17 protein-coding genes are annotated in these 21,134 nt (G+C 63.7%); 13 read left to right on the top strand and 4 right to left on the bottom strand.

The features are described 5' to 3' along the window. The first annotated feature begins 78 nt into the window (after positions 1-78). The 5 genes from ACMFWR_RS14120 (at position 79) to ACMFWR_RS14100 (ending at position 4,793) form a co-directional block, all read left to right on the top strand. Positions 79-822, top strand: coding sequence for an SDR family oxidoreductase (locus ACMFWR_RS14120; RefSeq protein WP_413192260.1), 744 nt, complete (start codon positions 79-81; stop codon positions 820-822). Positions 823-880: 58 nt separating this feature from the next. Continuing rightward, positions 881-1,726 carry an ureidoglycolate lyase gene (locus ACMFWR_RS14115; RefSeq protein WP_413192259.1) on the top strand — a complete coding sequence of 282 codons (846 nt, stop codon included), beginning with the start codon at positions 881-883 and terminating at the stop codon, positions 1,724-1,726. 164 nt (positions 1,727-1,890) lie between these two features. Further along, the gene (locus ACMFWR_RS14110) at positions 1,891-2,280 is read left to right on the top strand and encodes a DUF6232 family protein (protein ID WP_413192258.1); all 390 of its coding nucleotides are present in this window, start codon (positions 1,891-1,893) and stop codon (positions 2,278-2,280) included. 212 nt (positions 2,281-2,492) lie between these two features. After that, positions 2,493-3,170: a hypothetical protein gene (locus tag ACMFWR_RS14105; RefSeq protein WP_413192257.1), complete on the top strand. Its 678-nt coding sequence runs from the start codon at positions 2,493-2,495 to the stop codon at positions 3,168-3,170. A 147-nt stretch (positions 3,171-3,317) separates the two neighbouring features. Continuing rightward, a complete protein-coding gene (locus ACMFWR_RS14100; RefSeq protein ID WP_413192256.1) occupies positions 3,318-4,793 on the top strand; it encodes a M20 family metallopeptidase in 1,476 nt (491 codons plus the stop codon). 56 nt (positions 4,794-4,849) lie between these two features. Here ACMFWR_RS14100 and ACMFWR_RS14095 read toward each other — a convergent pair whose 3' ends face one another. Continuing rightward, entirely contained in the window at positions 4,850-5,875 is a 1,026-nt protein-coding gene (locus ACMFWR_RS14095; protein WP_413192255.1) for a LacI family DNA-binding transcriptional regulator, read from the bottom strand. 210 nt (positions 5,876-6,085) lie between these two features. Here ACMFWR_RS14095 and ACMFWR_RS14090 point away from each other — a divergent pair, with 210 nt between their 5' ends. The 5 genes from ACMFWR_RS14090 (at position 6,086) to ACMFWR_RS14070 (ending at position 12,330) form a co-directional block, all read left to right on the top strand. Further along, positions 6,086-8,077 carry a beta-galactosidase gene (locus ACMFWR_RS14090; RefSeq protein ID WP_413194900.1) on the top strand — a complete coding sequence of 664 codons (1,992 nt, stop codon included), beginning with the start codon at positions 6,086-6,088 and terminating at the stop codon, positions 8,075-8,077. 141 nt (positions 8,078-8,218) lie between these two features. Next, positions 8,219-9,469: an ABC transporter substrate-binding protein gene (locus ACMFWR_RS14085; protein ID WP_413192254.1), complete on the top strand. Its 1,251-nt coding sequence runs from the start codon at positions 8,219-8,221 to the stop codon at positions 9,467-9,469. A gap of 275 nt (positions 9,470-9,744) precedes the next feature. Then, on the top strand, positions 9,745-10,689 hold the full coding sequence (locus tag ACMFWR_RS14080; protein WP_413192253.1) for a carbohydrate ABC transporter permease: 945 nt from the start codon (positions 9,745-9,747) through the stop codon (positions 10,687-10,689). A gap of 15 nt (positions 10,690-10,704) precedes the next feature. After that, entirely contained in the window at positions 10,705-11,556 is an 852-nt protein-coding gene (locus ACMFWR_RS14075) for a carbohydrate ABC transporter permease (RefSeq protein WP_413192252.1), read from the top strand. 129 nt (positions 11,557-11,685) lie between these two features. Further along, complete coding sequence (locus ACMFWR_RS14070; RefSeq protein ID WP_413192251.1) at positions 11,686-12,330, top strand: hypothetical protein; 645 nt, start codon at positions 11,686-11,688, stop codon at positions 12,328-12,330. A gap of 214 nt (positions 12,331-12,544) precedes the next feature. Here ACMFWR_RS14070 and ACMFWR_RS14065 read toward each other — a convergent pair whose 3' ends face one another. After that, positions 12,545-12,754 carry a hypothetical protein gene (locus ACMFWR_RS14065; RefSeq protein WP_413192250.1) on the bottom strand — a complete coding sequence of 70 codons (210 nt, stop codon included), beginning with the start codon at positions 12,752-12,754 and terminating at the stop codon, positions 12,545-12,547. Between the two features lie 317 nt (positions 12,755-13,071). Here ACMFWR_RS14065 and ACMFWR_RS14060 point away from each other — a divergent pair, with 317 nt between their 5' ends. The 3 genes from ACMFWR_RS14060 to ACMFWR_RS14050 all read left to right on the top strand — a co-directional run bounded on the left by ACMFWR_RS14060 (position 13,072) and on the right by ACMFWR_RS14050 (position 18,457). Further along, positions 13,072-13,911, top strand: coding sequence for an enoyl-CoA hydratase (locus tag ACMFWR_RS14060; RefSeq protein ID WP_413192249.1), 840 nt, complete (start codon positions 13,072-13,074; stop codon positions 13,909-13,911). 211 nt (positions 13,912-14,122) lie between these two features. Beyond that, a complete protein-coding gene (locus tag ACMFWR_RS14055) occupies positions 14,123-15,409 on the top strand; it encodes an MFS transporter (protein ID WP_413192248.1) in 1,287 nt (428 codons plus the stop codon). Between the two features lie 297 nt (positions 15,410-15,706). After that, positions 15,707-18,457, top strand: coding sequence for a penicillin acylase family protein (locus ACMFWR_RS14050; protein WP_413192247.1), 2,751 nt, complete (start codon positions 15,707-15,709; stop codon positions 18,455-18,457). On the opposite strand, the gene ACMFWR_RS14045 is transcribed toward ACMFWR_RS14050, so the two are convergent. Next, on the bottom strand, positions 18,454-20,172 hold the full coding sequence (locus tag ACMFWR_RS14045) for an MATE family efflux transporter (protein ID WP_413192246.1): 1,719 nt from the start codon (positions 20,170-20,172) through the stop codon (positions 18,454-18,456). The two genes, ACMFWR_RS14050 and ACMFWR_RS14045, sit on opposite strands and share 4 nt — an antisense overlap. A 1-nt stretch (position 20,173) precedes the next feature. After that, the gene (locus tag ACMFWR_RS14040; RefSeq protein ID WP_413192245.1) at positions 20,174-21,082 is read right to left on the bottom strand and encodes an EamA family transporter; all 909 of its coding nucleotides are present in this window, start codon (positions 21,080-21,082) and stop codon (positions 20,174-20,176) included. Positions 21,083-21,134: the final 52 nt, after the last annotated feature.

Genomic DNA, 21,134 nt, shown 5'->3' with positions numbered 1-21,134 from the left:
CAAGGTGCATGCGCCCCCATCAGGTACGCATTCGAGCAAAACACGTAGACACGCAGTTACCGAGACAGGAGAGACGCAATGGGCAACAGACTCGCGGGCAAGACGGTGCTGATTACCGCGGCGGCACAGGGGATTGGTTTGGCGAGCGCGGACCTGCTCGCGAGCGAAGGCGCACGTGTGATCGCCACCGACTTGCGCATCGAACCGCTGGCAGGCAAGCCTTATGACGTTCGCTCGCTCGACGTGCTGAATGCCGCAGCCATCGAGGCGCTGGCCAAAGAGATCGGCCCGATCGACGTGCTGTTCAACTGCGCTGGCTACGTCCACGCAGGCACGATTCTCGAATGCGATGAAAAGGCCTGGGACTTCTCGTTCGATCTCAACGCGAAGGCGATGTACCACACGATCCGCGCGTTCCTGCCGGGCATGCTCGAGAAGGGCAAGGGCTCGATCATCAATATGGCCTCGGCGGCATCGAGCGTCAAAGGCGTGCCGAACCGTTTCGCCTACGGCGCATCGAAGGCCGCGGTGATCGGCCTGACTAAGGCAGTGGCCGCCGACTTCGTCACGCGCGGCGTGCGTTGCAATGCGATCTGCCCGGGCACAGTCGACTCGCCGTCGCTGCACGATCGCATCGCGACGCAGGCGAAGGAGCAGGGCAAGACGTATGACGACGTGCACGCCGCTTTTGTGGGCCGTCAGCCGATGGGTCGCGTAGGCGATCCGCGCGAAATTGCCTCGCTCGTGCTGTATCTTGCTTCCGATGAGTCTGCGTTCACGACCGGGCAGGCCCATGTGATCGACGGCGGCTGGTCGAACTGACCGGCGCGCAGCCCTTATCCCGTTTGATTCGAATTTCCCTCGAAAGGATAGAAACACCATGAAATTGCTTCGATTTGGCGAGCGCGGACAGGAAAAGCCGGGCGCACTCGATGCGGATGGACGTATTCGCGATGTGTCGTCGGTGGTGGCCGACATTGACGGCGCCGTGCTCGGCGACGCTGCACTGGCGAAGTTGCGTGCCGTCGACCTCAAGTCGCTGCCGCTGGTGGCCGAAGGCGTGCGGATCGGACCGTGCGTCGGTCGTGTCGGCAAGTTTGTGTGTATCGGCCTCAACTACGCGGACCATGCGGCCGAGTCGAACCTGCCGATCCCGAGCGAACCCGTTGTCTTCAACAAGTGGACGAGCGCGATCATCGGACCGAACGACGATGTCGAGATCCCGCGCAATTCGAAGAAGACCGACTGGGAAGTCGAGCTGGGCGTGGTCATCGGCAAAGCGGCCAAGTACATCAGCGTGGAAGAAGCGCTCGATCACGTCGCCGGTTACTGCGTGATCAACGACGTGTCGGAACGTGAATGGCAGATCGAACGCAACGGCCAGTGGGACAAGGGCAAGGGTTTCGATACGTTCGGCCCGCTCGGTCCGTGGCTCGTGACGCGCGATGAAGTGCCCGATCCGCAGAAGCTCGGCTTGTGGCTCGAAGTCGATGGCCATCGCTATCAGAATGGCAATACGTCGACGATGATCTTTACCGTCGCACAGATTGTCAGCTACCTGAGCCAGTGCATGAGCCTGCAGCCGGGCGACGTGATTTCGACGGGCACGCCGCCGGGCGTGGGCATGGGCGTCAAGCCCGCGCCCGTGTTCCTGAAGGCCGGCCAGACCATGCGTCTGGGCATCGAAGGACTCGGCGAGCAACAGCAGCGCACGATCGCGGCTTGATGCACATCAGTCCCGAAGAGTAGGGCTGTGGTACCTTTGCCGGCTGCATCTGCCGCCGGCAAAGGCATGCATGCAGCGTTGACATCCGTTGTGAATGACGCGTGATGTCTCGCTGCGGCTCAAGAACAAGGCTGGCGGTGTAGTTGGACTGAGAGCTCACTGCCATGACCATTCTGAACGAGAACGGCGTCACCGTATCGGAGACGGCCGTCAACATCCCCGGGCAACCGCTTCGCATCAGCGATATCCGATCGACGCGCGTCGCGTCCGATACGCGCGGGATTGCGCTGCCGGTCTCCATTTCCGTGATCGGCGCGATCCTGCTCGTGATCGGCTTCATTCGCGCCTCCGGCGCCTTCTGGGTGCCCGGCATCATGCTGGTGGTCGTGGGCTGGCTCGCATGGTGGACACAGGACACGCGGCACCGTTTGTTCGTGACGACCGAATCGAAGGGCGAAGTCGAGGCGCTGGTCAGCGCCGACAAGGCCTTTCTCGAGCGCGTTGTCGCGGCGATTCAAGCCGCGCGCAATACGCCCCCTAAATCGGCGTCGTAAAGTCGGCGTCTTAGTTCTCTGTAGGAATAGTCCTCTTTTCGCAAGAGACGTGTCTTCTTTGCATTCCGATACAGCCGCGCTGTGAATAACCGCGGCTTTTCGATACATCCCCGATGCTAAAAAGCGACGCATGCGCGCTGTGATGACAGTGCGCGTGAGCTCCGCTTCGGCGGTCGTGCATCGGGTCCGGATGATCGGATCGAAGGAGAAACATGAAAGTGCAAAAAGCGGTACGGGTCGGTTGCGTCGCAGGGGCGCTGGTGAGTCTGTTGGGCTCGGTTCATGCGTCGGGAACTGCCGGCGCGCCCAATGCGAATACGGCTTCGGCGCCCGCGGCGATGGCCGCATCGGCGCCGTCAACAGGTTCATCTACAGCAGGGTCGCCTGCCGCAGGATCGCCTGCCGCAGGATTGCCTGCCACAGGATCGCCTGCCGCCGCTTCCACCGCGCAAGGTGCCCATCACGGTAAATCAACGACCGTGCGTGGTGAGATCCTGGCCAAGGTCATCTCGATCGATGCGTCGGCGGGTTCGATGGATGCGAAGGGCGATGACGGTATCGAACGCCACTTCGTGCTCGATACGCAGGTGCGGCAGACGGTCGCGACGGTCAAGCCCGGCGACTCGGTCAAGGTGCTGTTCGACCGCAGCGTCAAGGTCACGCTTAAGCCCGATGGCGAAAAGGCTCAGCCCGGCATGACGGACAACGGCTTCGATGCGACGGTCACGAGCGTGAACAAGAAGGCGAAGATGATCACGATCAAGGGTCCGAAGGGCAATAGCTTCGACCTCGATGTCGAACGTGCCGAGGTGCTTGATCGCGTCAAGGCCAATAGCGTCGTGCATATTGAATTCGGCCGACCTGTGGCATTGACGGTCACCCCTGCCTGAGAGGTCTGAATCGACCCGCTGCGAGCTCGTGAATCGCGAGCTCGCGAATCTGGCAGTGCGTTGACCGCGCGCTGCCGGATTCGCGCATTCCGGGCCGGTTGCCTACAATACGAGGGTTCCGACTTTCAAAAGAAGCAGGAGAACCCCATGAATTCCGGCGAAAACGCGGCGCACACCGCGACCGCAGAAGGGCAGCGTCTCGACCCGACGGCGTTGCGCGAATATGTCGACCGCAAGTGGGACGACGAAATCGTCCACGCATTGACCGACTACATTGCCGTCCCCGCCAAGAGCCCGATGTTCGATGCCGACTGGGCACGGCATGGTTATATCGACCGCGTCGTGACCGAAGCGGCGAAATGGGCCGAAGCGCAGCGTGTCAAAGGCCTCAAGCTCGAAGTGATTCGCCTCGAGGGCCGCACGCCGGTCATCTTTTTCGAAGCGCCCGCGACACGCTCGGGCAGCACCGAGACCATCGTGCTCTACGGTCACCTCGACAAACAGCCTGAGTTCGACGGCTGGCGTAGCGACCTCGGTCCCTGGACGCCGAAGTATCTCGACGGAAAGCTGTATGGCCGCGGCGGCGCCGACGATGGCTATGCGATTTACTCGAGCCTGACCGCACTGGCCGCGATCGATGCGCAGGGCGTGGAGCGCCCGCGTTGCGTCGGCTTGATCGAAACCTGCGAAGAGTCCGGCAGCTATGATTTGCTGCCCTATATCGACGCACTGCGCGAACGCCTCGGCGAAGTCGGTCTCGTCGTGTGCCTCGATTCCGGTGCGGGCAACTACGATCAGCTGTGGCTCACGACGTCGTTGCGCGGCGTGGTCGCCGGCAGCCTCGAGGTCGAAGTGCTCGATGAAGGCATCCACTCGGGCAGCAGCGGCATCGTGCCGTCGAGTTTCCGGATCATGCGTCACGTGCTCGAACGCCTCGAAGACAGTGGCACGGGCAATCTGTTACCGCAGGGGTTTCACTGCGCGATCCCGTCCAAACGCCTGAGCGAGGCCGAAGCGACCGCGGCCATCCTCGGTGACGATGTATGGAAAAAGATGCCGTGGGCGTGCGGTCAGGATGGCGGCCCGGTGTTGCCGGTCACGACCGATCCGACAGAGGCGCTGCTCAATTCGACGTGGCGTCCCGCGCTGTCCGTCACCGGCGCAGCAGGCCTGCCATCGCTCGAAAATGCGGGCAACGTGCTGCGTCCGCGCACGGCGTTCAAGCTGTCGTTGCGCTTGCCGCCGCTGGTCGACGCGGTTCAGGCACAGAGCGAACTCAAGACCTTGCTTGAACTCGATCCACCGTATAACGCGAAGGTCACCTTCGTGCCCGAGACGGGACCGGCGACGGGGTGGAGTGCCCCGGAACTCGCACCGTGGCTTGCGACGGCACTCGATGACGCATCGCGCCGGCACTACGGTGCTGCGTGTGCGTATATGGGGCAGGGCGGAACGATCCCGCTGATGAACGTGCTCAAGGAAGGCTTCCCGAAGTCGCAGTTCATGGTGTGCGGCGTACTGGGCCCGAAGTCCAATGCGCACGGCCCGAATGAATTCCTGCACGTGCCGTATGCGAAGAAGCTGACCGCAACGGTCGCCGAGGTCATTGCCGCGGCGCGCTGATCAGGATGATGAAAAACGAGGCCCCGGGCTTCAAAACCCGGGGCCTTTTTTGTTGACTACGATTTCGGAGCAGGCCCCGTCGATTTCCGCACGACGAGCCACGGCTCGTCGGCGATGCGCGTGGTCGGTTCCTTGCGCGGGTTGTGTATCAGGTCGAGTACCAGTTCGACCGCCATTTCGGCCGCTTGCGCCGTTGGAACGGCCACTGTCGTCAACGCCGGCCGCGCAAGCCGCGCCCAGTGAATGTCGGTGATGCCGATCACCGATAAATCCTCGGGCACGCGAAGCCCCCGATCGGCTGCGGCGTGAAGCACGCCGAGCGCCGGAAAGTCGTTCGAAACGAAAATCGCCGTCAGATCGGGCGACGCATCGAGCAGCTCCATCGTCGCGGCATAGCCGCCCTCGACGTTGTCTTCGACATACCGTGTCTCGCGCTCGAGGGTCGGTGTAAGCGCGGGATCAATCTCGCTCAGCGTGTCGACAAGACCCACGTAGCGCATCGCCTGCACGCCGCCCGGCTCACATCCGACGATCGCACCGATACGACGATGCCCGAGGTCGATCAGGTGCTGCGCGGCGAGCCTGCCGGCCTGACGGAAATCGACAGCAATGCACGGCACCCCCGGCGGCTGGTCAGGCTTCTCCCACATGCAGAGCACGACGGATGCGCCATGCCCCTGCGTCTTGATCAGGTCGTCGAAGTGCAGATCGGCATTCATGACGAGCACGCCTTGCGACAATGTGCCGGCGATCTGATCAAGGTACGCGCTGCCGACATTGATGTCGTTGTCCGTGTTGCAGACGAGCAGAAAGTGCCCGCGTTTGCGCGCGGCGCGTTCCGCCTCTAGTGCGAATTCCGGATAGAACGGGTTGGCGATCGACGACACCATGAGCGCAAGCGTCGGCGCACGCCCTTCGGCGAGCGCGCGGGCGGTCAGGTTCGGCCGGTAGCCGAGTGCGGCGACGGAGGCCAGCACGCGCTCGCGGGTCGCAGCGCCGACCTTGCCGCGATTGCGCAGCACGTTCGACACCGTTGCGGGCGTCACGCCTGCATGGCGGGCAACTTCGTTCAGAGTAGTCATGGGTTTGTGGGTAGCGCGGCTCGCGTTTCGACTCAAACAGGGAAAACGGCCGGCATGATTCACCCTCGCTCAGGCGTGATTGTGCGTGCGATTGACCGAAACGGGAACGCCACGGGTTAACGCTAGCTTGAGCGAGGTTAAGCGCTTGAGCTAAATTATTTTGGCTAAGGTTAAGCGCTTAATCTCAAAGAGGGAATATCCATGTCTGACTTGCGCCTCGGCGTCTGCTATTACCCCGAACATTGGGACGAGTCGATGTGGGCCGAAGACGCCCGCCGCATGCGCGAGCTCGGCATCAGGCAGGTTCGCATTGCCGAATTCGCATGGAGCCGTATCGAGCCGTCACCGGGCCAGTACGCGTGGGGCTGGCTCGACCGCGCGGTCGAGGCGATCGCCGCGGCGGGGCTCGAAGTCGTGATGTGCACGCCGACCGCCACGCCGCCAAAGTGGCTGATCGACGCGCATCCCGGCATCCTGGCCGTTGGCGCCGACGGACGCACGCGTGCCTTTGGTTCGCGTCGCCATTACGACTTTTCGTCACCGGAATACTTCAAGGCGGCGGGCGAGATCGCGCGGCAGGTGGCCCAGCGCTACGGCAAGCATCCGGCCGTCACCTCCTGGCAGATCGATAATGAGTTCGGCTGTCATCTGACTGTGCTGTCCTACTCGAAGCATGCCGTCACGCGTTTCCGCGAATGGCTCGCGCAACGCTACGGATCGGTCGAGGCGCTCAACCAGGCTTGGGGCACCGTGTTCTGGAGCATGGAATACCGTTCGTTCGACGAGATCGACGCGCCGATCGGCACCGTGACCGAGGCGCTGCCTGCGCACCGGCTCGACTACCGCCGGTTTGCGTCGGATGAAGTCGTGCGTTTCAACCGCATGCAGGTCGAGATCGTGCGCGCGCATTCGCCGGGCCGCCAGGTCGTGCACAACTTCATGCAGCTGTTTTCGGAGTTCGATCACTACAAGGTCGCGGCCGATCTCGATGCGGCGACCTGGGACAGCTATCCGCTCGGCGGCCTCGAGGAAGCCTGGTTCGACGCCGACACCAAGGCACGCTGGCTGCGCACCGGGCACCCCGACTACGCGTCGTTCAATCACGACCTGTATCGCGGCATGTCGAAGAACCCGTTCTGGGTCATGGAGCAGCAACCCGGCCCGGTCAACTGGGCGCACTGGAACCCGGCACCGTTGCCCGGGATGGTGCGCACATGGAGCTGGGAAGCCTTTGCGCACGGCGCCGGCACGGTGTCGTATTTCCGCTGGCGCCAGGTGCCGTTCGCGCAGGAGCAGATGCACGCGGGCCTGAACACGCCGGACAACCGCCTCGACATCGGCGGCGCCGAAGCGCGTCAGGTCGCGGAAGAAATCGGCAAGTTGCCTGAATCGGTCGCGCAACCGCGATCGACCGTCGCTCTGGTGTTCGACTACGCCTCGAAGTGGCTCTTCGACATCCATCCGCAAGGCATCGACTTCAACTACATGCGCTTCGCATTCGAGTATTACTCGGCATTGCGCTCGCTCGGCCTCGATGTCGACATCATCTCGAAGGACGCGCCGCTTGACGGGTATCGTCTGATCGTCGTGCCGTCGCTCGCCGTCGTCGACGACGCGTTTGTGTCGCGCATTGCGAAGAGTGGTGCACAGGTCGTGTTCGGACCCCGCACGGGCTCGAAGACCGACTCGCTCGCGATCCCCGCGAACCTGCCGGTCGGTCCGCTCGCTTCGCTGTTGCCGTTGCGCGTGTGGCGCGTGGAATCGATGCGGCCCAATGCGACGCTGCCGATCGACTATCACGGCCGCGGCGGCACCGCGCGTCACTGGCGCGAATTTATCGATCTGCCGGCGGACGCTTCGGTGTTGTCGTCGTATCCGGACGGTGGTGCAGCGGTGCTCCGGCATCGGAACTGTGTCTACCTGGCGAGCATTTTCGACGACCAGACGACGCGCGCGATCCTGCGCGATGCAGCGACGGCTGCAGGCGTTCCGACCGAGATGCTCGAAGAGGGCGTCCGGGTGTCGCGCCGCGCGGGCCTGACGTTCGTGTTCAACTACGGCGAGACGACCTACGCTTTGCCGGCTGGCGCGACGGTGGTGTTCGGCGACGCGCAAGTCGCTCCGCGGCAGGTGACGGTGTTCCGTGCCGCGAATGGCGATGCCGCGCACGTTCGCGATGCGCGCGCCGCGCTGGCGTCATAGTCGCGAACAGGCGGACTCGAAAACAAGCCCCGGGCAGCGAGAGCCGGCAGTAGCGCAGTGTTAGAAGGGGCAATGCTGGCGTTGTGCCAATAGAAGCAAGACAACAGAAGCAGGACAAAAACCCTCCAAGGAGACACGAGCATGACGAAATTCCGATGGGCAGCCGTTGCAGCGGCGCTGGCCGCCGCCAGCCTCGCAGGCGTCGCGGGTGCGGCGCAGGCCGGCGAACTCGACATGAATGTCGCGTTCAAGGGCGCAAGCCAGCGCGCCGTGTGGCAGTCGGTGTTCGACGACTTCCACAAGGCCAACCCCGACATCGAGGTCAAGGCCTCGTTTATCGACGAAGAAGCCTACAAGGTCCAGTTGCCGCAATGGCTCTCGACGGTCGCACCGGACGTCGTCAACTGGCATAACGGCGAGCGCATGAAGTACTACGCACGCCGTAACCTGCTCGAGGATCTCAGCGCCGATTGGGCGAAGAACGGCTGGAGCGACACGTACGCGTCGACCAAGGAAGCCTCGACGTTCAACGGCAAGCAGTACGCCGCGCCGACGGTGTATTACTCGTGGGGCATGTTCTATCGCAAGGATCTGTTCCAGAAGGCCGGCATCGCGAGCGAGCCGAAGACGTGGGACGAATTCCTCGAAGACGCGAAGAAGCTCAAGGCCGCGGGCATCACGCCGGTCGCCGTTGCGGGCCGCGATGCCTGGACGCTTGCCGGCTGGTTCGACTATCTTGATCTGCGCATCAACGGCAACGACTTCCATCAGAAGCTGATGGCGGGCGATATTGCGTACACCGACCCGCGCGTAAAGAAGGTCTACACGACGTGGAAGCAGCTGATTGACGACAAGACGTTCGAAGACAATGCGCTGTCGTACGATCTCGACGCCGCTCAGCCGTTCCTGTTCCAGGGCAAGGCCGCGATGATGCTGATGGGGACGTTCATCTCGGCGGGCTTCCCGGCGAACATCAAGGATCAGATGGGGTACTTCCAGTTCCCGATCATCGATTCGAAGGTGCCGACTGCTGAAGACGGCCCGATCGAGTGCCTGAATATTCCGGCGAAGGCGAAGCACAAGGCCGAAGCGCACAAGTTCCTCGCGTTTGTCGGCACGCCGGAGATCAGTGCGCGTCTGGCCGAAGGTCTCGGTTCGCTGCCTGCGAACAGCAAGTCGCCCGAGCCGGCCGATCCGATCAACAAGATCGGCTTCCAGATCCTGTCGTCGACCAAGGGCGGTATCGCTCAGTTCTATGATCGCGACATGACCAAGGAAATGGCGGACGAAGGCATGAAGGCCATGCAGCAATTTGTGGCCGATCCGTCGAAGCTCGACGAGCTGCTCACGCAACTTGAAGCCACGCGCAAGCGGATTTATCACAAGTCCTGAGCGGCGCGCGACGGCAAGCGGTGTAGGTGACGTTACGTAGGTCAGGTAGGGTCGCGTAGCGTCACGGAAGGTCACGCATTCGTTCGCTACGGCGGAATCGGGTCGATGAGTTGCGTTGACCGAGCGTCGCCTGCAGGTCGTCGTTGAATCGCTGTTGAGTGAAGGACGCAGTATCCGCCGGCGGGCGCAGTGGCAAGCGCCCGCCGCGGGCACGCTGGCCGCGTTCATGCGGCAGCGGAAAAGCAGGGTGCGGGCCACACGGCCCAGGAGTGTTCATGTCGATCTCTTCGCAACGCCCGGCAGACGATGCCGGCACCATGACCGGGCAGCGCGCACGCGCCGCGACCCGTTCCAACTGGCCCACTCAACGGCGCCATGTTCGTCACGGCCGGGCTGCATTTTTTTTCCTGTTGCCCGCGTGCCTGATGGTCGCGGTCTACATTGTTTATCCGATCTTCTCGACGTTGTGGCTCAGTCTTTACGATTGGGACGGCATGGCCGAGAAGACCTTTGTCGGGCTCGGCAACTACGTCGAGTTGTTCCACGCGCCGACCTTCTATACGGCGCTCAAGAACAACGTGCTGTGGCTCGTGTTCTTTTTGCTTGCACCGCCGATGGGGCTTGCCGTCGCGCTCTACCTGAATCAGAAAGTCCGTGGCATGCGCATCGTGAAGTCGCTGTTCTTCGCGCCGTTCGTGCTGTCGGGTGTCGTCGTCGGGCTGATCTTCAGCTGGTTCTACGATCCGACGTTCGGTCTGCTCGCGAAGATTCTCGGCCATGGCGTGCCCGTGCTCGGCGACGCGCGCTATGTGACCCTCGGCATCATCTTCGCGGCGCTGTGGCCGCAGACCGCGTACTGCATGATCCTGTATCTCACGGGGCTCACGACGATGAACCCCGAGGCCATCGAAGCGGCACGCATCGACGGCGCGCGCGGCTGGAAAATGTTCTGGCATATCGTGCTGCCCGAGCTCAGGCCTGCGACCTTCATGGCGATCGTCGTGACGATCATCGGCGCGCTGCGCAGTTTCGACCTGATCTCGGTGATGAGCGGCGGTGGCCCCTACGAAAGCTCGACCGTGCTCGCCTACTACATGTACGACCAGGCTATCAAGTACTACCGCCTCGGCTATTCGGCGGCGATTGCCGTCGTGCTGTTCGCGATCATGCTGGTCTATATCGTCTATCACCTGCGCAGGATGCTGCGCAACGAACGCTGACACGGGAGTCGCCTGATGTATCCGATGCCGATAGAGAAGTGGCGTCCCGCAAGCCGGACGTTCTACAAGATTTCCGTGCCCATCGCGTTGCTGATCTGGCTGTTGCCGATGCTCGCGGTGTTGGTGACGTCGGTGCGCTCCGCCGACGAACTCGCGATGGGCAACTACTGGGGCTGGCCGAAGGACGTCTCGCTGATCGCGAACTACCGTGACGCGCTGACTACCTCGCCGATGCTGCATTACTTCTGGAACAGCGTGCTGATCACGGTGCCTTCCGTCATCGGTGCCATCGCGCTCGCCTCCATGGCCGGCTTCGCGCTCGCGATCTATGCGTTTCCCGGTAACACTTTGCTGTTCGCCGTGTTTGTGGCGGGCAATTTCGTGCCGGTGCAAATTCTGATGATTCCCGTGCGCAATCTGTCGCTCGCCATGGGGCTCTACAACACGGTGTGGGCGCTCGTGCTGTTTCATATTGCATTCCAGACCGGCTTTTGCACGCTGTTCCTGCGCAACTTCATCAAGCAGCTTCCGTTCGAGCTCGTCGAATCGGCGCGCATCGAAGGCGCGAGCGAATGGCGCGTGTTCTATACGATCGTGCTGCCGTTGATCCGGCCTGCGCTCGCGGCACTTGCGGTGCTGGTCTTCACGTTTATCTGGAACGACTACTTCTGGGCGCTTTGCCTCACGCAGGGCGACGATGCCGCGCCGATCACGGTCGGTGTCGCGGCGCTCAAAGGGCAGTGGACGACGGCGTGGAATCTGGTGTCGGCAGGGTCGGTGCTCGCGGCGCTGCCCTCGGTTGCGATGTTCTGGGCGATGCAGCGACACTTTGTGGCAGGTCTGACTTTCGGGGCGACGAAGGGCTGAAGTCCGCGACATCAACGGAAATGTGATCGGTGTGACTGCGCATTCGAACCGTCGTCCGATGTTGGTATAGTGGCAGCCGCGAACAACGCGGTTCCGGACTGATGGGCCGCACCCTGGAGGAAGACATTGATGTTGACGAAGCACAAGGTATCGGCGCTCGCGGGCGCTTTCAGCCTGCTTGCAATCGCGGCGACCACCGCGATGGCGCAACCGGTTCCACTGACGACGGCTCAGGCGCCGCGGTTCGTGGTCGGCGACTCATGGACCTATACCCTGAGCGATCCGGGCAACCCCAGCCGTAAATTCAGCTTCGTTCAGTCGGTCCATTCGGTCAGCAACAACGAAGTCGGCGTGACCATCAGCAATAACGGGGGCACGATGCCCGCCACGTTCGATGCGAACGGCAACCTGACGTCGAATGGCTCGAAGCAATACTTGCCGAGCGACAGCAAGCTCAAGTTCCCGATGAGCGTGGGCAGCACGTGGTCGAGCCAGTTCACGACGCGCACCGGCAACGGCGATGCCGCGACGATGCTCAATGCGAAGGTCACGGCTGTCGAACAGGTCGAGACACTGGCCGGCACCTTCCAGGCATTCCGCATCGAAGAGACACTCGAAGTATCGGCCCCCAACGGGAAGTCGAGCTTCACGGAAACCGACTGGTATGCGCCGGATGCGAAGCGCATCGTCAAATTCAACTTCGTCGGTAAGGCACCCGATGGCACCACGTTCGGCACGCAGGCGGTGCTCGAGCAAATGGATATCAAGCACTGAGGTTGTGCTTCAAGGCGATAAGACGCTACGAAACGCTACGAGACGTCAAGAGGCCGCGCAGGATTGAACGGACTCTTTGAAACGGGATGATCGGTGTCGATCCGGCAAGGCAAAGGGCTGGGTTCTGTACAGAACCCAGCCCTTTTTGTTTAAGCGGAATGAAGCAGGATGCGGTCGTGCTTGTCGCGATGGCTGGCGCAGTGAAGCGACCGGCTTAGTTCGAAGCGGCCGAGGCGGGCGCTACCTCCGATGCCTTCTTCGATTTCTTGACGCGCTTCTTGTGCTTGACCGGCGGTACGCCATAAGAGCTCTGTGCCTCGGATGCTTGCGCGTCGGGCTGGGTGGCCGATGCGGGTTTGGCGGCCATGGCCGGAACGGCGGCCATGCAGATCACGGCGATCAGAGGGGTGAGCCAACGCTTCATTGAGCAATCTCCAGACAGGTCGAATAAAGTCAGGTGCGAACGGATGTGCGTGAGTATCACGGTTAAAAAATTCCGCCGCACCGCGCGACATGCGGTGTCCGTTTCGCCACACAACGCGAGTTGAATCGTTTTCGGCGCGGATACACGCGTCGTTCGTGGCGTTGCGTGCACTTTGACGGTGTCGTCGCGGCCACCGTATGTCCGGGGCCAGTCGCGCAATATGTTTTTCGAATATTGTTCGGCTACGCACGCATTGCGTGACGGCGCGCGCGCTTCGACAATGTGCCGTCCGCTCTTTTCGATCCAGGGAATGCCTTATGTCGACGCCTACATCCAGCTCCGCATCGAACGCCTCATCATTGGCCGCAACGTCAACGCATCCGGCCTACGAAACGCTCCTCGTTGAAACACGCGGCGCGGTCGGCCTGATCACGCTGAATCGTCCGAAGGCACTCAACGCGCTTAACAACACGCTCATCGATGAGCTCGTCGCGGCGCTGGGCCGTTTCGACGCCGACGAAGGCGTGGGCTGCATCGTGCTGACCGGCAGCGAGAAAGCGTTCGCCGCGGGCGTCGATATCAGCATGATGTCCGGCTACTCGTATATGGACGTGTTCAAGGCGAACTACCTCGGCGAGAACTGGGCGCGTCTGTCGAAGATCCGCAAGCCGGTCATTGCTGCAGTCGCGGGCTTCGCGCTCGGCGGCGGCTGCGAGCTTGCGATGTTGTGCGACTTCATCATCGCCGCGGACAACGCGAAGTTCGGCCAGCCGGAGGTCAAGCTCGGCGTGCTGCCGGGCTGCGGCGGCACGCAGCGCCTGCCCAAGGCGGTATCGAAGGCGAAGGCGATGGACATGTGCCTGACCGGCCGCATGATGGATGCGCAAGAGGCTGAGCGCGCGGGGCTGGTGTCACGCGTGGTGCCGCTTGGCTCCTTGCTCGACGAAGCGCTTGCGGCAGCGACGACGATCGCCGGTTACTCCCAGCCGATCGTCATGATGATCAAGGAAGCGGTGAATCGGGCCTACGAGACCCCGCTGTCGGAGGGGCTTCTGTTCGAACGACGCGTGTTCCACGCTGCGTTCGGCACCGAGGACCAGAAAGAGGGCATGAGCGCGTTTCTCGAGAAGCGGCCACCCGTGTTCAAGCATCGATAGGGCCGGGAACGGGGGCGGAACCCGCGCGGCGCGCAGGCGCGGCAAGCGGATCCGGCAAATGGGTGTGGCGAGCCGCGAGCGTTCATCGATGGGGCTGGACGCTGGGTCGACTGTCCGAGTTTGGCTGTTTTATCGTGTTCGATGGCAAACATGCCGGACTGAACGCTCCTACAATCGGTGTCCGATCTGAGACTCCCGGTCCGAGACAGTCATGAATGGTTTAGCCCGCGCCGTCGCACCTCGTTTTCACTACGCCTGGGTCGTTGCGGCCGTGGTGTTCTTCGTGCTGCTGTCGGCCGCCGGCACCCGTGCGACGCCCAGCGTGCTCATGCTGCCCCTCGAGCACGCATTCGGCTGGAGCCGCGCGACGATTTCGCTCGCGATTTCGGTAAATCTCGCGCTGTACGGCCTCACTGGCCCGTTTGCCGCCGCGGCCATGCAGCGTTTCGGTGTACGCCCGACCGTTGTGACGGCCTTGCTGGTGCTCGCGAGCGGTGTCGCGCTCAGCTCGGCCATGACCCAGCCGTGGCAGTTTGTCGCGACATGGGGCCTGATGGTCGGCTCGGCCACGGGCGTCGCTGCGCTCACGTTGTCCGCAACCATCGTCAATCGCTGGTTCACCAAGCGTCGCGGCCTCGTGATGGGCATGCTGACCGCGAGCACGGCGACCGGCCAGATGGTTTTCTTGCCGATGCTCGCAAGCGTGGTCGAGCACTTTGGCTGGCGTGCAGTTGTCGCGATCGTCGCGAGCGTCGTTGTCGTCGTCGCACCGGTGTTCTGGTTCCTGCTCAAGGAGCGCCCGTCGGATCTTGGCTTGCGCCCGTATGGCGAGCCCGATGACGCACCGCTCGCCCCGCCTGTGGCCACGGGCAATCCGCTTGTGACGGCGTTTTCCGCGCTGTTTTCCGCGGCGCGCACACGCGATTTCTGGCTGCTGTTCGCGAGCTTCTTTATCTGCGGCGCAAGCACGAACGGATATATCGGCACGCACCTGATCGCGATGTGCGCCGACTATGGCATCGACGAAGTACGCGGCGCCGGCTTGCTTGCCGCGATGGGTATCTTCGACCTGTTCGGCACGACGCTGTCCGGCTGGCTGTCGGACCGGTTCAATAGCCGCTATCTGCTGTTCTGGTACTACGGCCTGCGTGGCCTCTCGCTGATTTACCTGCCGTATGCGTTCGGCTTCGAATTCTTCGGCCTGCCGCTGTTTGCCGTGTTCTATGGCCTCGACTGGATCGCGACGGTGCCGCCGACAGTGCGGCTCGCAACCGATCGGTTCGGGAAGGCCGCCGCACCGGTCGTATTCGGTTGGGTCGTAGCGGGGCATCAGCTCGGCGCCGCGTTCGCCGCGCTCGGCGGCGGCTATCTTCGCGCGAGCCTCGGGACCTATACGGTGGCGTCGATGATCTCGGGCAGTCTCTGCCTGTGTGCCTCTGTCCTGGTGCTGCGGATCAATCGCCCGAGTACCCGGCCGACCGAACTCGCGTCGGCATGACGTCGACCCGACCCGAAGTCGGTTGACCTGGCGTCGGCCTGACCGGCGTCTGGGCTGTTTCATCGGATTCAGTCGTCTTTGAGCGCGCAGAGCGGCGGGGCGTGACCTGCCTGGCGCAGTGCTCGATAGCCTCTTTCTCTGACGATCCCGCGCCAGCGGGGTTTTCTCGCGTCACACTCTTCATGGAGAATGTCGACCATCGACGTCGCGCGCGCCCGTGCGTGCCGACGTCAGGTCGTATGCCGGGTCCCGGTCTTGCCGGGGCGTATCCGAGCATCTTCATAAGAGGCCAAGCCCTTGGGTCTACGTACGGATCGTCTGTGGTCGAAGCGGTTCTGGTGGCGTGCGCTGCTGTCGCTCGCGACGCTCGCGCTGCTCGTCGTGTGTGTGGCGGTCGGCGGATTCTGGTATCTGCTCGATGGCTCGCTGCCCCAGCTCGACGGAACGGTCGCGGTTGCGGCAAGCCGCGACGGCTGGGGCGCACACGCGTCTGAAGCGTCGATCGTGCGCGACAGCCTCGGGCATGTGACGATCGAGGCCCGAACGCGAAGCGATGCGGCATTTGCGACCGGCTACGCGCACGCGCAGGACCGTTTCTTTCAGATGGACCTGTTGCGGCGTGTGGCCGCGGGCGAACTCGCCGCGTTGTTCGGCGCGCAAGCCGTGCGTGTCGACGAGCAGAACCGGATGCATCGCTTTCGCGCCCGGGCGCGCGAGGTCGTCAACGCGCTGCCAGCCGATCAGCGCGCCTTGCTTGAAACCTACACGGCGGGCGTCAACGCGGGCCTCGCCTCGCTCAGGGTCCGGCCGTTCGAGTATTGCGTACTGCGCGTGAAGCCGCAGCCCTGGCGCGCCGAAGACTCGATACTCGCGCTGTACGCGATGTACCTCGATCTGCAATCCGGCGAGATGCGCCAGATCGCATCGCGCGGCGTGCTCGCACAGCAGATGTCACCGGCGTTGTCGGAGTTCCTGTTGCAAACAGCAAGTCACTGGGATGCGCCGCTCGATCGGGCCGTGCCGGCGAATATTCACGTGTCCGACAATGTGACTTCGCTCGCGATCCCGGCTGAACGCCCGGACTGGCTGGATGCGCCGACGGAAGACTCGCATTCGCTTTTGGGAGCGCGCGCCGACGACATCGATTGGCGAAGCGCCATCGGCAGCAACAGCTTCGCGGTGGCCGGGCCCCGGGCCGCGGCAGGGGGCGCCGCTCTTGTCGCGAACGACATGCACCTGGGCCTGAACCTGCCGAATATCTGGTACCGGCTCGCGATTCACGTCACTGCCTCCAACGGCGGCGCCTCTTTGCGCATTGCAGGTGTCAGCCTGCCTGGTGCGCCGCTGATCGTCGTCGGCAGCAATGGCGATGTTGCCTGGGGTTTCACGAACAGCTATGGCCACTACATCGACCTCGTCGAAGTCGAGACGGATCCTGCCCATCCGGCGCGATACCGTTCGCCGCCCGAGACATCTTCTGCACAGAGCGCGCACGAGGCGGTGCAGGCGCAACGCCGTCCGTTTGCGCGTCGCGATGCCGACGCGTCTGCATCTGCTGCGACGCCGCCGGCATCCAACCCCTCGGCATGGCGCACGGCGTCCGCGTACCGCGAAACGATTGAAGTGCATGGCGCGGCGCCCGTGTCGATCATCGTCTACGAAACGCAGTGGGGACCCGAGTGGCGTGTCGCGGGACACGTGTTCGCGGTGCACTGGGTCGCGCACGATCCGCGGGCCGCGAATCTGACGCTTGGCGACATGGAGCAGGCCCATGACGTCACGTCAGCGATGCGGGTCGCGCAACGCAGCGGCGTGCCGACGCAAAACATCGTGATCGCTGATCGCAGCGGCCATATCGGCTGGACGCTGGCCGGGCCGTTGCCCAATCGGGCTTCGAGCGTCGCAGCCGCCGGCGCCGCGCAAGGCGCTTCGGCGAACGTGACCGCTAACACGACTGAAAGCGCGGCTGAAACCACGGCCCAAAACAAAGCCCAAAACACGCCTGCACTTACGGCCGATGATGCGACGGAAAGCGCGACGCAAACGTCGCTGGCAAGCCCGGCTGGCATGACGCTGCCTGTTCCCGCAGACCGTTATGTCGGATGGCACGGTTACCTCGATCCTGCTGCCTACCCGGTTCGCATCGACCCGACGATCGGTGCACTCTGGACAGCGAACAATCGACAGCTCGACAGTGCCGAGCAATCGAAGATCGGCGATGGCGGTGCGGATGTCGGCGCGCGCGCGACGCAGATCCGCGATGACCTCGCCGCGCACGACGTCTTCGACGAACGCGGCTTGCTGGCGATCCAGCTCGACGATCGAGCGAGGGCGCTCGCGTTCTGGCGCACGGTCATGCTCGAAGCACTCGATACCCGTTCACTCGCGGGACATCCGGATCGGCAAGCGCTACGCGCACTCGTGTCGGAATGGGACGCGCGCGCCGATGTCGATTCTGTCGGCTACACGCTCGTGCGCGATTTCCAGACGGCGATGTATCAAGGTTGGTTTGGTGCGCTCGACGCGCGCATGTCGGGTCTGTACGCGGGCACCGGCTATCGTGCGGCGTCGTCGCGTTCGCTTGCGGTGATGGAGGCGCTCGCCAGTGCGCACGCATGGGTGCCCAAGCGTTTCGCAAGTTGGCAGGCGTTCGTGCTGAACCGGGTCGACGCCGTGATCGCGCGTGATACGGCCGATGGTGCGGTGCTCGATCGCGCGCGGTGGGGCGATCGAAACCGCGCGGCAATCGCTCATCCGTTTGCACGGCTGATGCCGGGATGGATTGCAACGCACCTGTCCGCGCCGCCCGACCGGCTTCCCGGCGATATCAACATGCCGCGTGTGCAGGGGCGCGGATTCGGTGCGTCGGAGCGCATGGTCGTGGCGCCGGGACATGAAGATCAGGGCATCCTCGAGATGCCCGGCGGAGCAAGCGGTCACCCGCTGTCGCCGTTCTTTCTTGCGGGCCACGAGGACTGGGTGCAAGGCCAGGCGTCGGCATTCCTGCCGGGCCCCGAGGCTCACCGGCTTCGACTCGTACCTAACTAACGGCCTTCAGTCATCACCGCGGGCGATGCACCCGCAGGCGCTGCGCCGGTCGGCACGGGCGCGGTGGCTTCCGCCGCAACAGGCGAGGCCGGAGCGGGCGGAGGGGGCGGCATCTTGTCGAGCATCTTGCTCTGACGCCAGTTGCCGAACTTGTAGTACAGGCCGACGAGCGTGACCGCGACGATCATGCCGAGCGGGAAGCTCCACCAGATTGCCTCGGCGCCGTACTTCGGAAGCAGCGCACGCGCGAACGGAATGCGTACGCCCCAGAGCGAGAACGTCAGCAGCAGCAACGGCGGCATGACCGCGCCGGTCGCACGAACGGCGCCGGAGAGCACGAACATGATCCCGAAGAGCGTGAACGTGCCGATCACGACCTCGTTGATATGCATGCCGATCCTGATCGCTTCGGTTTCGCTGCCGAGAAACAGGCCGAGCGCACCGCGTGAAAAGATGAGGATCACGACGGTTGGCAACGCGGTCATGATCACGCTGAACAGCACGCCGTATCGCGTGATCTTGCTCACGCGATCCCAACGCCGCGCTCCGACGTTCTGCGCGACCATCGACGAGACCGATGCCCCGACCGCGACGGCGGGCATCTGCACATAGGTCCAGAGCTGCGTGACTGCACCGTATGCGGCAGTCGTCGCGGTGCCGAACGTGTTGACCATGCCGATCATCGCGATCGCGGCGAGGGACACGACAAACAACTGCATGCCCATCGGCACACCCTTGAAGACGAGTGCGCGAAGGATCGAGGCGGTCGGTCGCAGGAATCCGAACTCGTGCGGATGCAGTAGCAGGAAATGCCGCCGGTGATGGAGCAGCAGGAACATGGCGATGATGCCGATGACCTGCGCCGTCAGCGTGGCGATCGCCGAACCCGCGATCCCGAAGCCGTGAAACGGCCCGATGCCGAAAATCAGCAGCGGATTGAGTCCGATATCGAGCACGACCGTCAGCGCCATCAGTACGAACGGCGTGCGCGCATCGCCCGCGCCGCGTAACACCATCGTCGCGCAGCCAAGGGTGTTGATGAACGGCAGCGCGATAAAGATCACGCGCAGATAGTCGATCGCGAGCGGGCGCGCGTCGAGCGGTGTGCGCATCGCGGTCAGGATATGCGGCGTGAACTGATACCCCGCGAGCGCGACGATCAGCGAGACCACGACGTAGAACGTGAGCCCTGAGCCGACCACTTGCTTGGCGCGTGTGAGATCGCGCGCACCGACCGCCTGCCCGACGAGAATCGTCGCGGCGAGACCGATGCCGAACACCGTGCCGAGCAGGAAGAACAGGATCAGGTTGGCGTTCGACGCGGCCGAGAGCGCGGCGGGGCCCAGGTAGTGCCCGATCCACGCGGCGTTGACCGAGCCGTTGAGCGACTGAAGGATATTGCTGCCCAGCGTGGGCAGCGCGAACTTCAACAGCGTGCTGCCGATCGGGCCGGTGGTCAGGTCGCGTTTCGCGCCCGGCGCTTTGCTCACCCGGCCAGCAGCGCTGGCGTCGGGCTGAGGCTGCGCGAGCGACGCCGTCGCGGGAACCGTGTCCGGGCCGACGTCGAGCGCGCTTTTCGCGCTGGCCGCGTTGGCCGTGCTGGTGTTCGAGTGTGCGGGATGACTGGCGTCGGCCATCGGATTGACGTTCTCGTCGGCCCCGCCACGCGGGACCGACGACGGCTTCGTATCGGCGTTGATGTGTTCTGCGTTCAACTCAGGCCATCCTTAACATGCCGACACCCACCATCACGGCCGCGAGGCCGCTCCATTGCCACGGCGTCATGCGTTCGCCGCGCATAAGCCCGATGATCGTTGTGACGACCGCCGACAAGGTGCTCAGCACCGTCACGATCGACAAGGCGCCCGTTTGCGCGCCGGCGGCGATCGACGTCAGGCCTGCCAGCCCCAGCAAACCGCAAATCAGCGTCAGGCCCCAGGCCCAGCGCTTCGACCGGCCCGCGGGCAGGCCATCGGGCGTATCGGCGCGGCGCGCAAGCGACGCACCGAGCACGGTCGTGCCGACCATATAGCTGATGACCAGCAGCGGCAACGTGCCGAGCACGGGCAGCACGAACCGGCCTTCGAGCCAGAAACCCACGCCGTACAGCACAGCGGACACGAGCGCCCACCCGACGGCCTGTTTCGCATGCGAGCGCACGGCCGGCTCCGACGACTCGCCGGACGCGATCAGCGGCACGCCGATGACGCACACCATGAGTCCGATCAGTTGTAACGCACCCAGGGCCTCGCCGGTCAGCACCGACAGCACGGTCGTAATCGCGCCGTAGCACGTCATGATCGGCGCAACGACGCCCGCATTGCCGAGCGACAACGCGCGCGAAAACGAAACGCTGCCGCCGAGCGTCGCCAGCGCACCCGCGAGCGCGATAGCCCAGCTCAGGGCAGGGGCGCCAGGAAGCGACGTCAGACGGCCGACGAATACGCACCATGCGACATAAGCGGCCACCACGCACAGGCCGAGCAATTGATAGCTGAATACGGCGCGGCGCACGCCGACCGCACGAGCGGCCGAGCCTGCGAGCGCGTCAGCGACACCATAAAAAGTGGCCGAAGCCAGACCGAGCACCACCGCATTGGACGCGGTTGAAGACGAGAACAGCATAGATTTTCAGCGCGCAAGGGAAGGCAGCCTGTCCGGGCGTTGCAGCACCGGG

It is taken from the genome of Pararobbsia alpina (genome assembly GCF_965118125.1).
Lineage (GTDB): Bacteria > Pseudomonadota > Gammaproteobacteria > Burkholderiales > Burkholderiaceae > Pararobbsia > Pararobbsia alpina_A.
The sequence above is the reverse complement of the archived record's forward strand: the minus strand, read 5'-3'. Positions and strand labels throughout refer to the sequence as shown.

Excerpts from the sequence above, each read along its gene's own strand:
- ACMFWR_RS14095 (WP_413192255.1), bottom strand. The coding sequence starts at position 5,875 with ATGACTACTCTGAACGAAGTTGCCCGCCATGCAGGCGTGACGCCCGCA.
- ACMFWR_RS14115 (WP_413192259.1), top strand. The coding sequence starts at position 881 with ATGAAATTGCTTCGATTTGGCGAGCGCGGACAGGAAAAGCCGGGCGCA.
- ACMFWR_RS14075 (WP_413192252.1), top strand. The coding sequence starts at position 10,705 with ATGTATCCGATGCCGATAGAGAAGTGGCGTCCCGCAAGCCGGACGTTC.
- ACMFWR_RS14100 (WP_413192256.1), top strand. The coding sequence starts at position 3,318 with ATGAATTCCGGCGAAAACGCGGCGCACACCGCGACCGCAGAAGGGCAG.
- ACMFWR_RS14080 (WP_413192253.1), top strand. The coding sequence starts at position 9,745 with ATGTCGATCTCTTCGCAACGCCCGGCAGACGATGCCGGCACCATGACC.
- ACMFWR_RS14040 (WP_413192245.1), bottom strand. The coding sequence starts at position 21,082 with ATGCTGTTCTCGTCTTCAACCGCGTCCAATGCGGTGGTGCTCGGTCTG.
- ACMFWR_RS14110 (WP_413192258.1), top strand. The coding sequence starts at position 1,891 with ATGACCATTCTGAACGAGAACGGCGTCACCGTATCGGAGACGGCCGTC.
- ACMFWR_RS14120 (WP_413192260.1), top strand. The coding sequence starts at position 79 with ATGGGCAACAGACTCGCGGGCAAGACGGTGCTGATTACCGCGGCGGCA.
- ACMFWR_RS14085 (WP_413192254.1), top strand. The coding sequence starts at position 8,219 with ATGACGAAATTCCGATGGGCAGCCGTTGCAGCGGCGCTGGCCGCCGCC.
- ACMFWR_RS14105 (WP_413192257.1), top strand. The coding sequence starts at position 2,493 with ATGAAAGTGCAAAAAGCGGTACGGGTCGGTTGCGTCGCAGGGGCGCTG.
- ACMFWR_RS14065 (WP_413192250.1), bottom strand. The coding sequence starts at position 12,754 with ATGAAGCGTTGGCTCACCCCTCTGATCGCCGTGATCTGCATGGCCGCC.
- ACMFWR_RS14055 (WP_413192248.1), top strand. The coding sequence starts at position 14,123 with ATGAATGGTTTAGCCCGCGCCGTCGCACCTCGTTTTCACTACGCCTGG.
- ACMFWR_RS14070 (WP_413192251.1), top strand. The coding sequence starts at position 11,686 with ATGTTGACGAAGCACAAGGTATCGGCGCTCGCGGGCGCTTTCAGCCTG.
- ACMFWR_RS14060 (WP_413192249.1), top strand. The coding sequence starts at position 13,072 with ATGTCGACGCCTACATCCAGCTCCGCATCGAACGCCTCATCATTGGCC.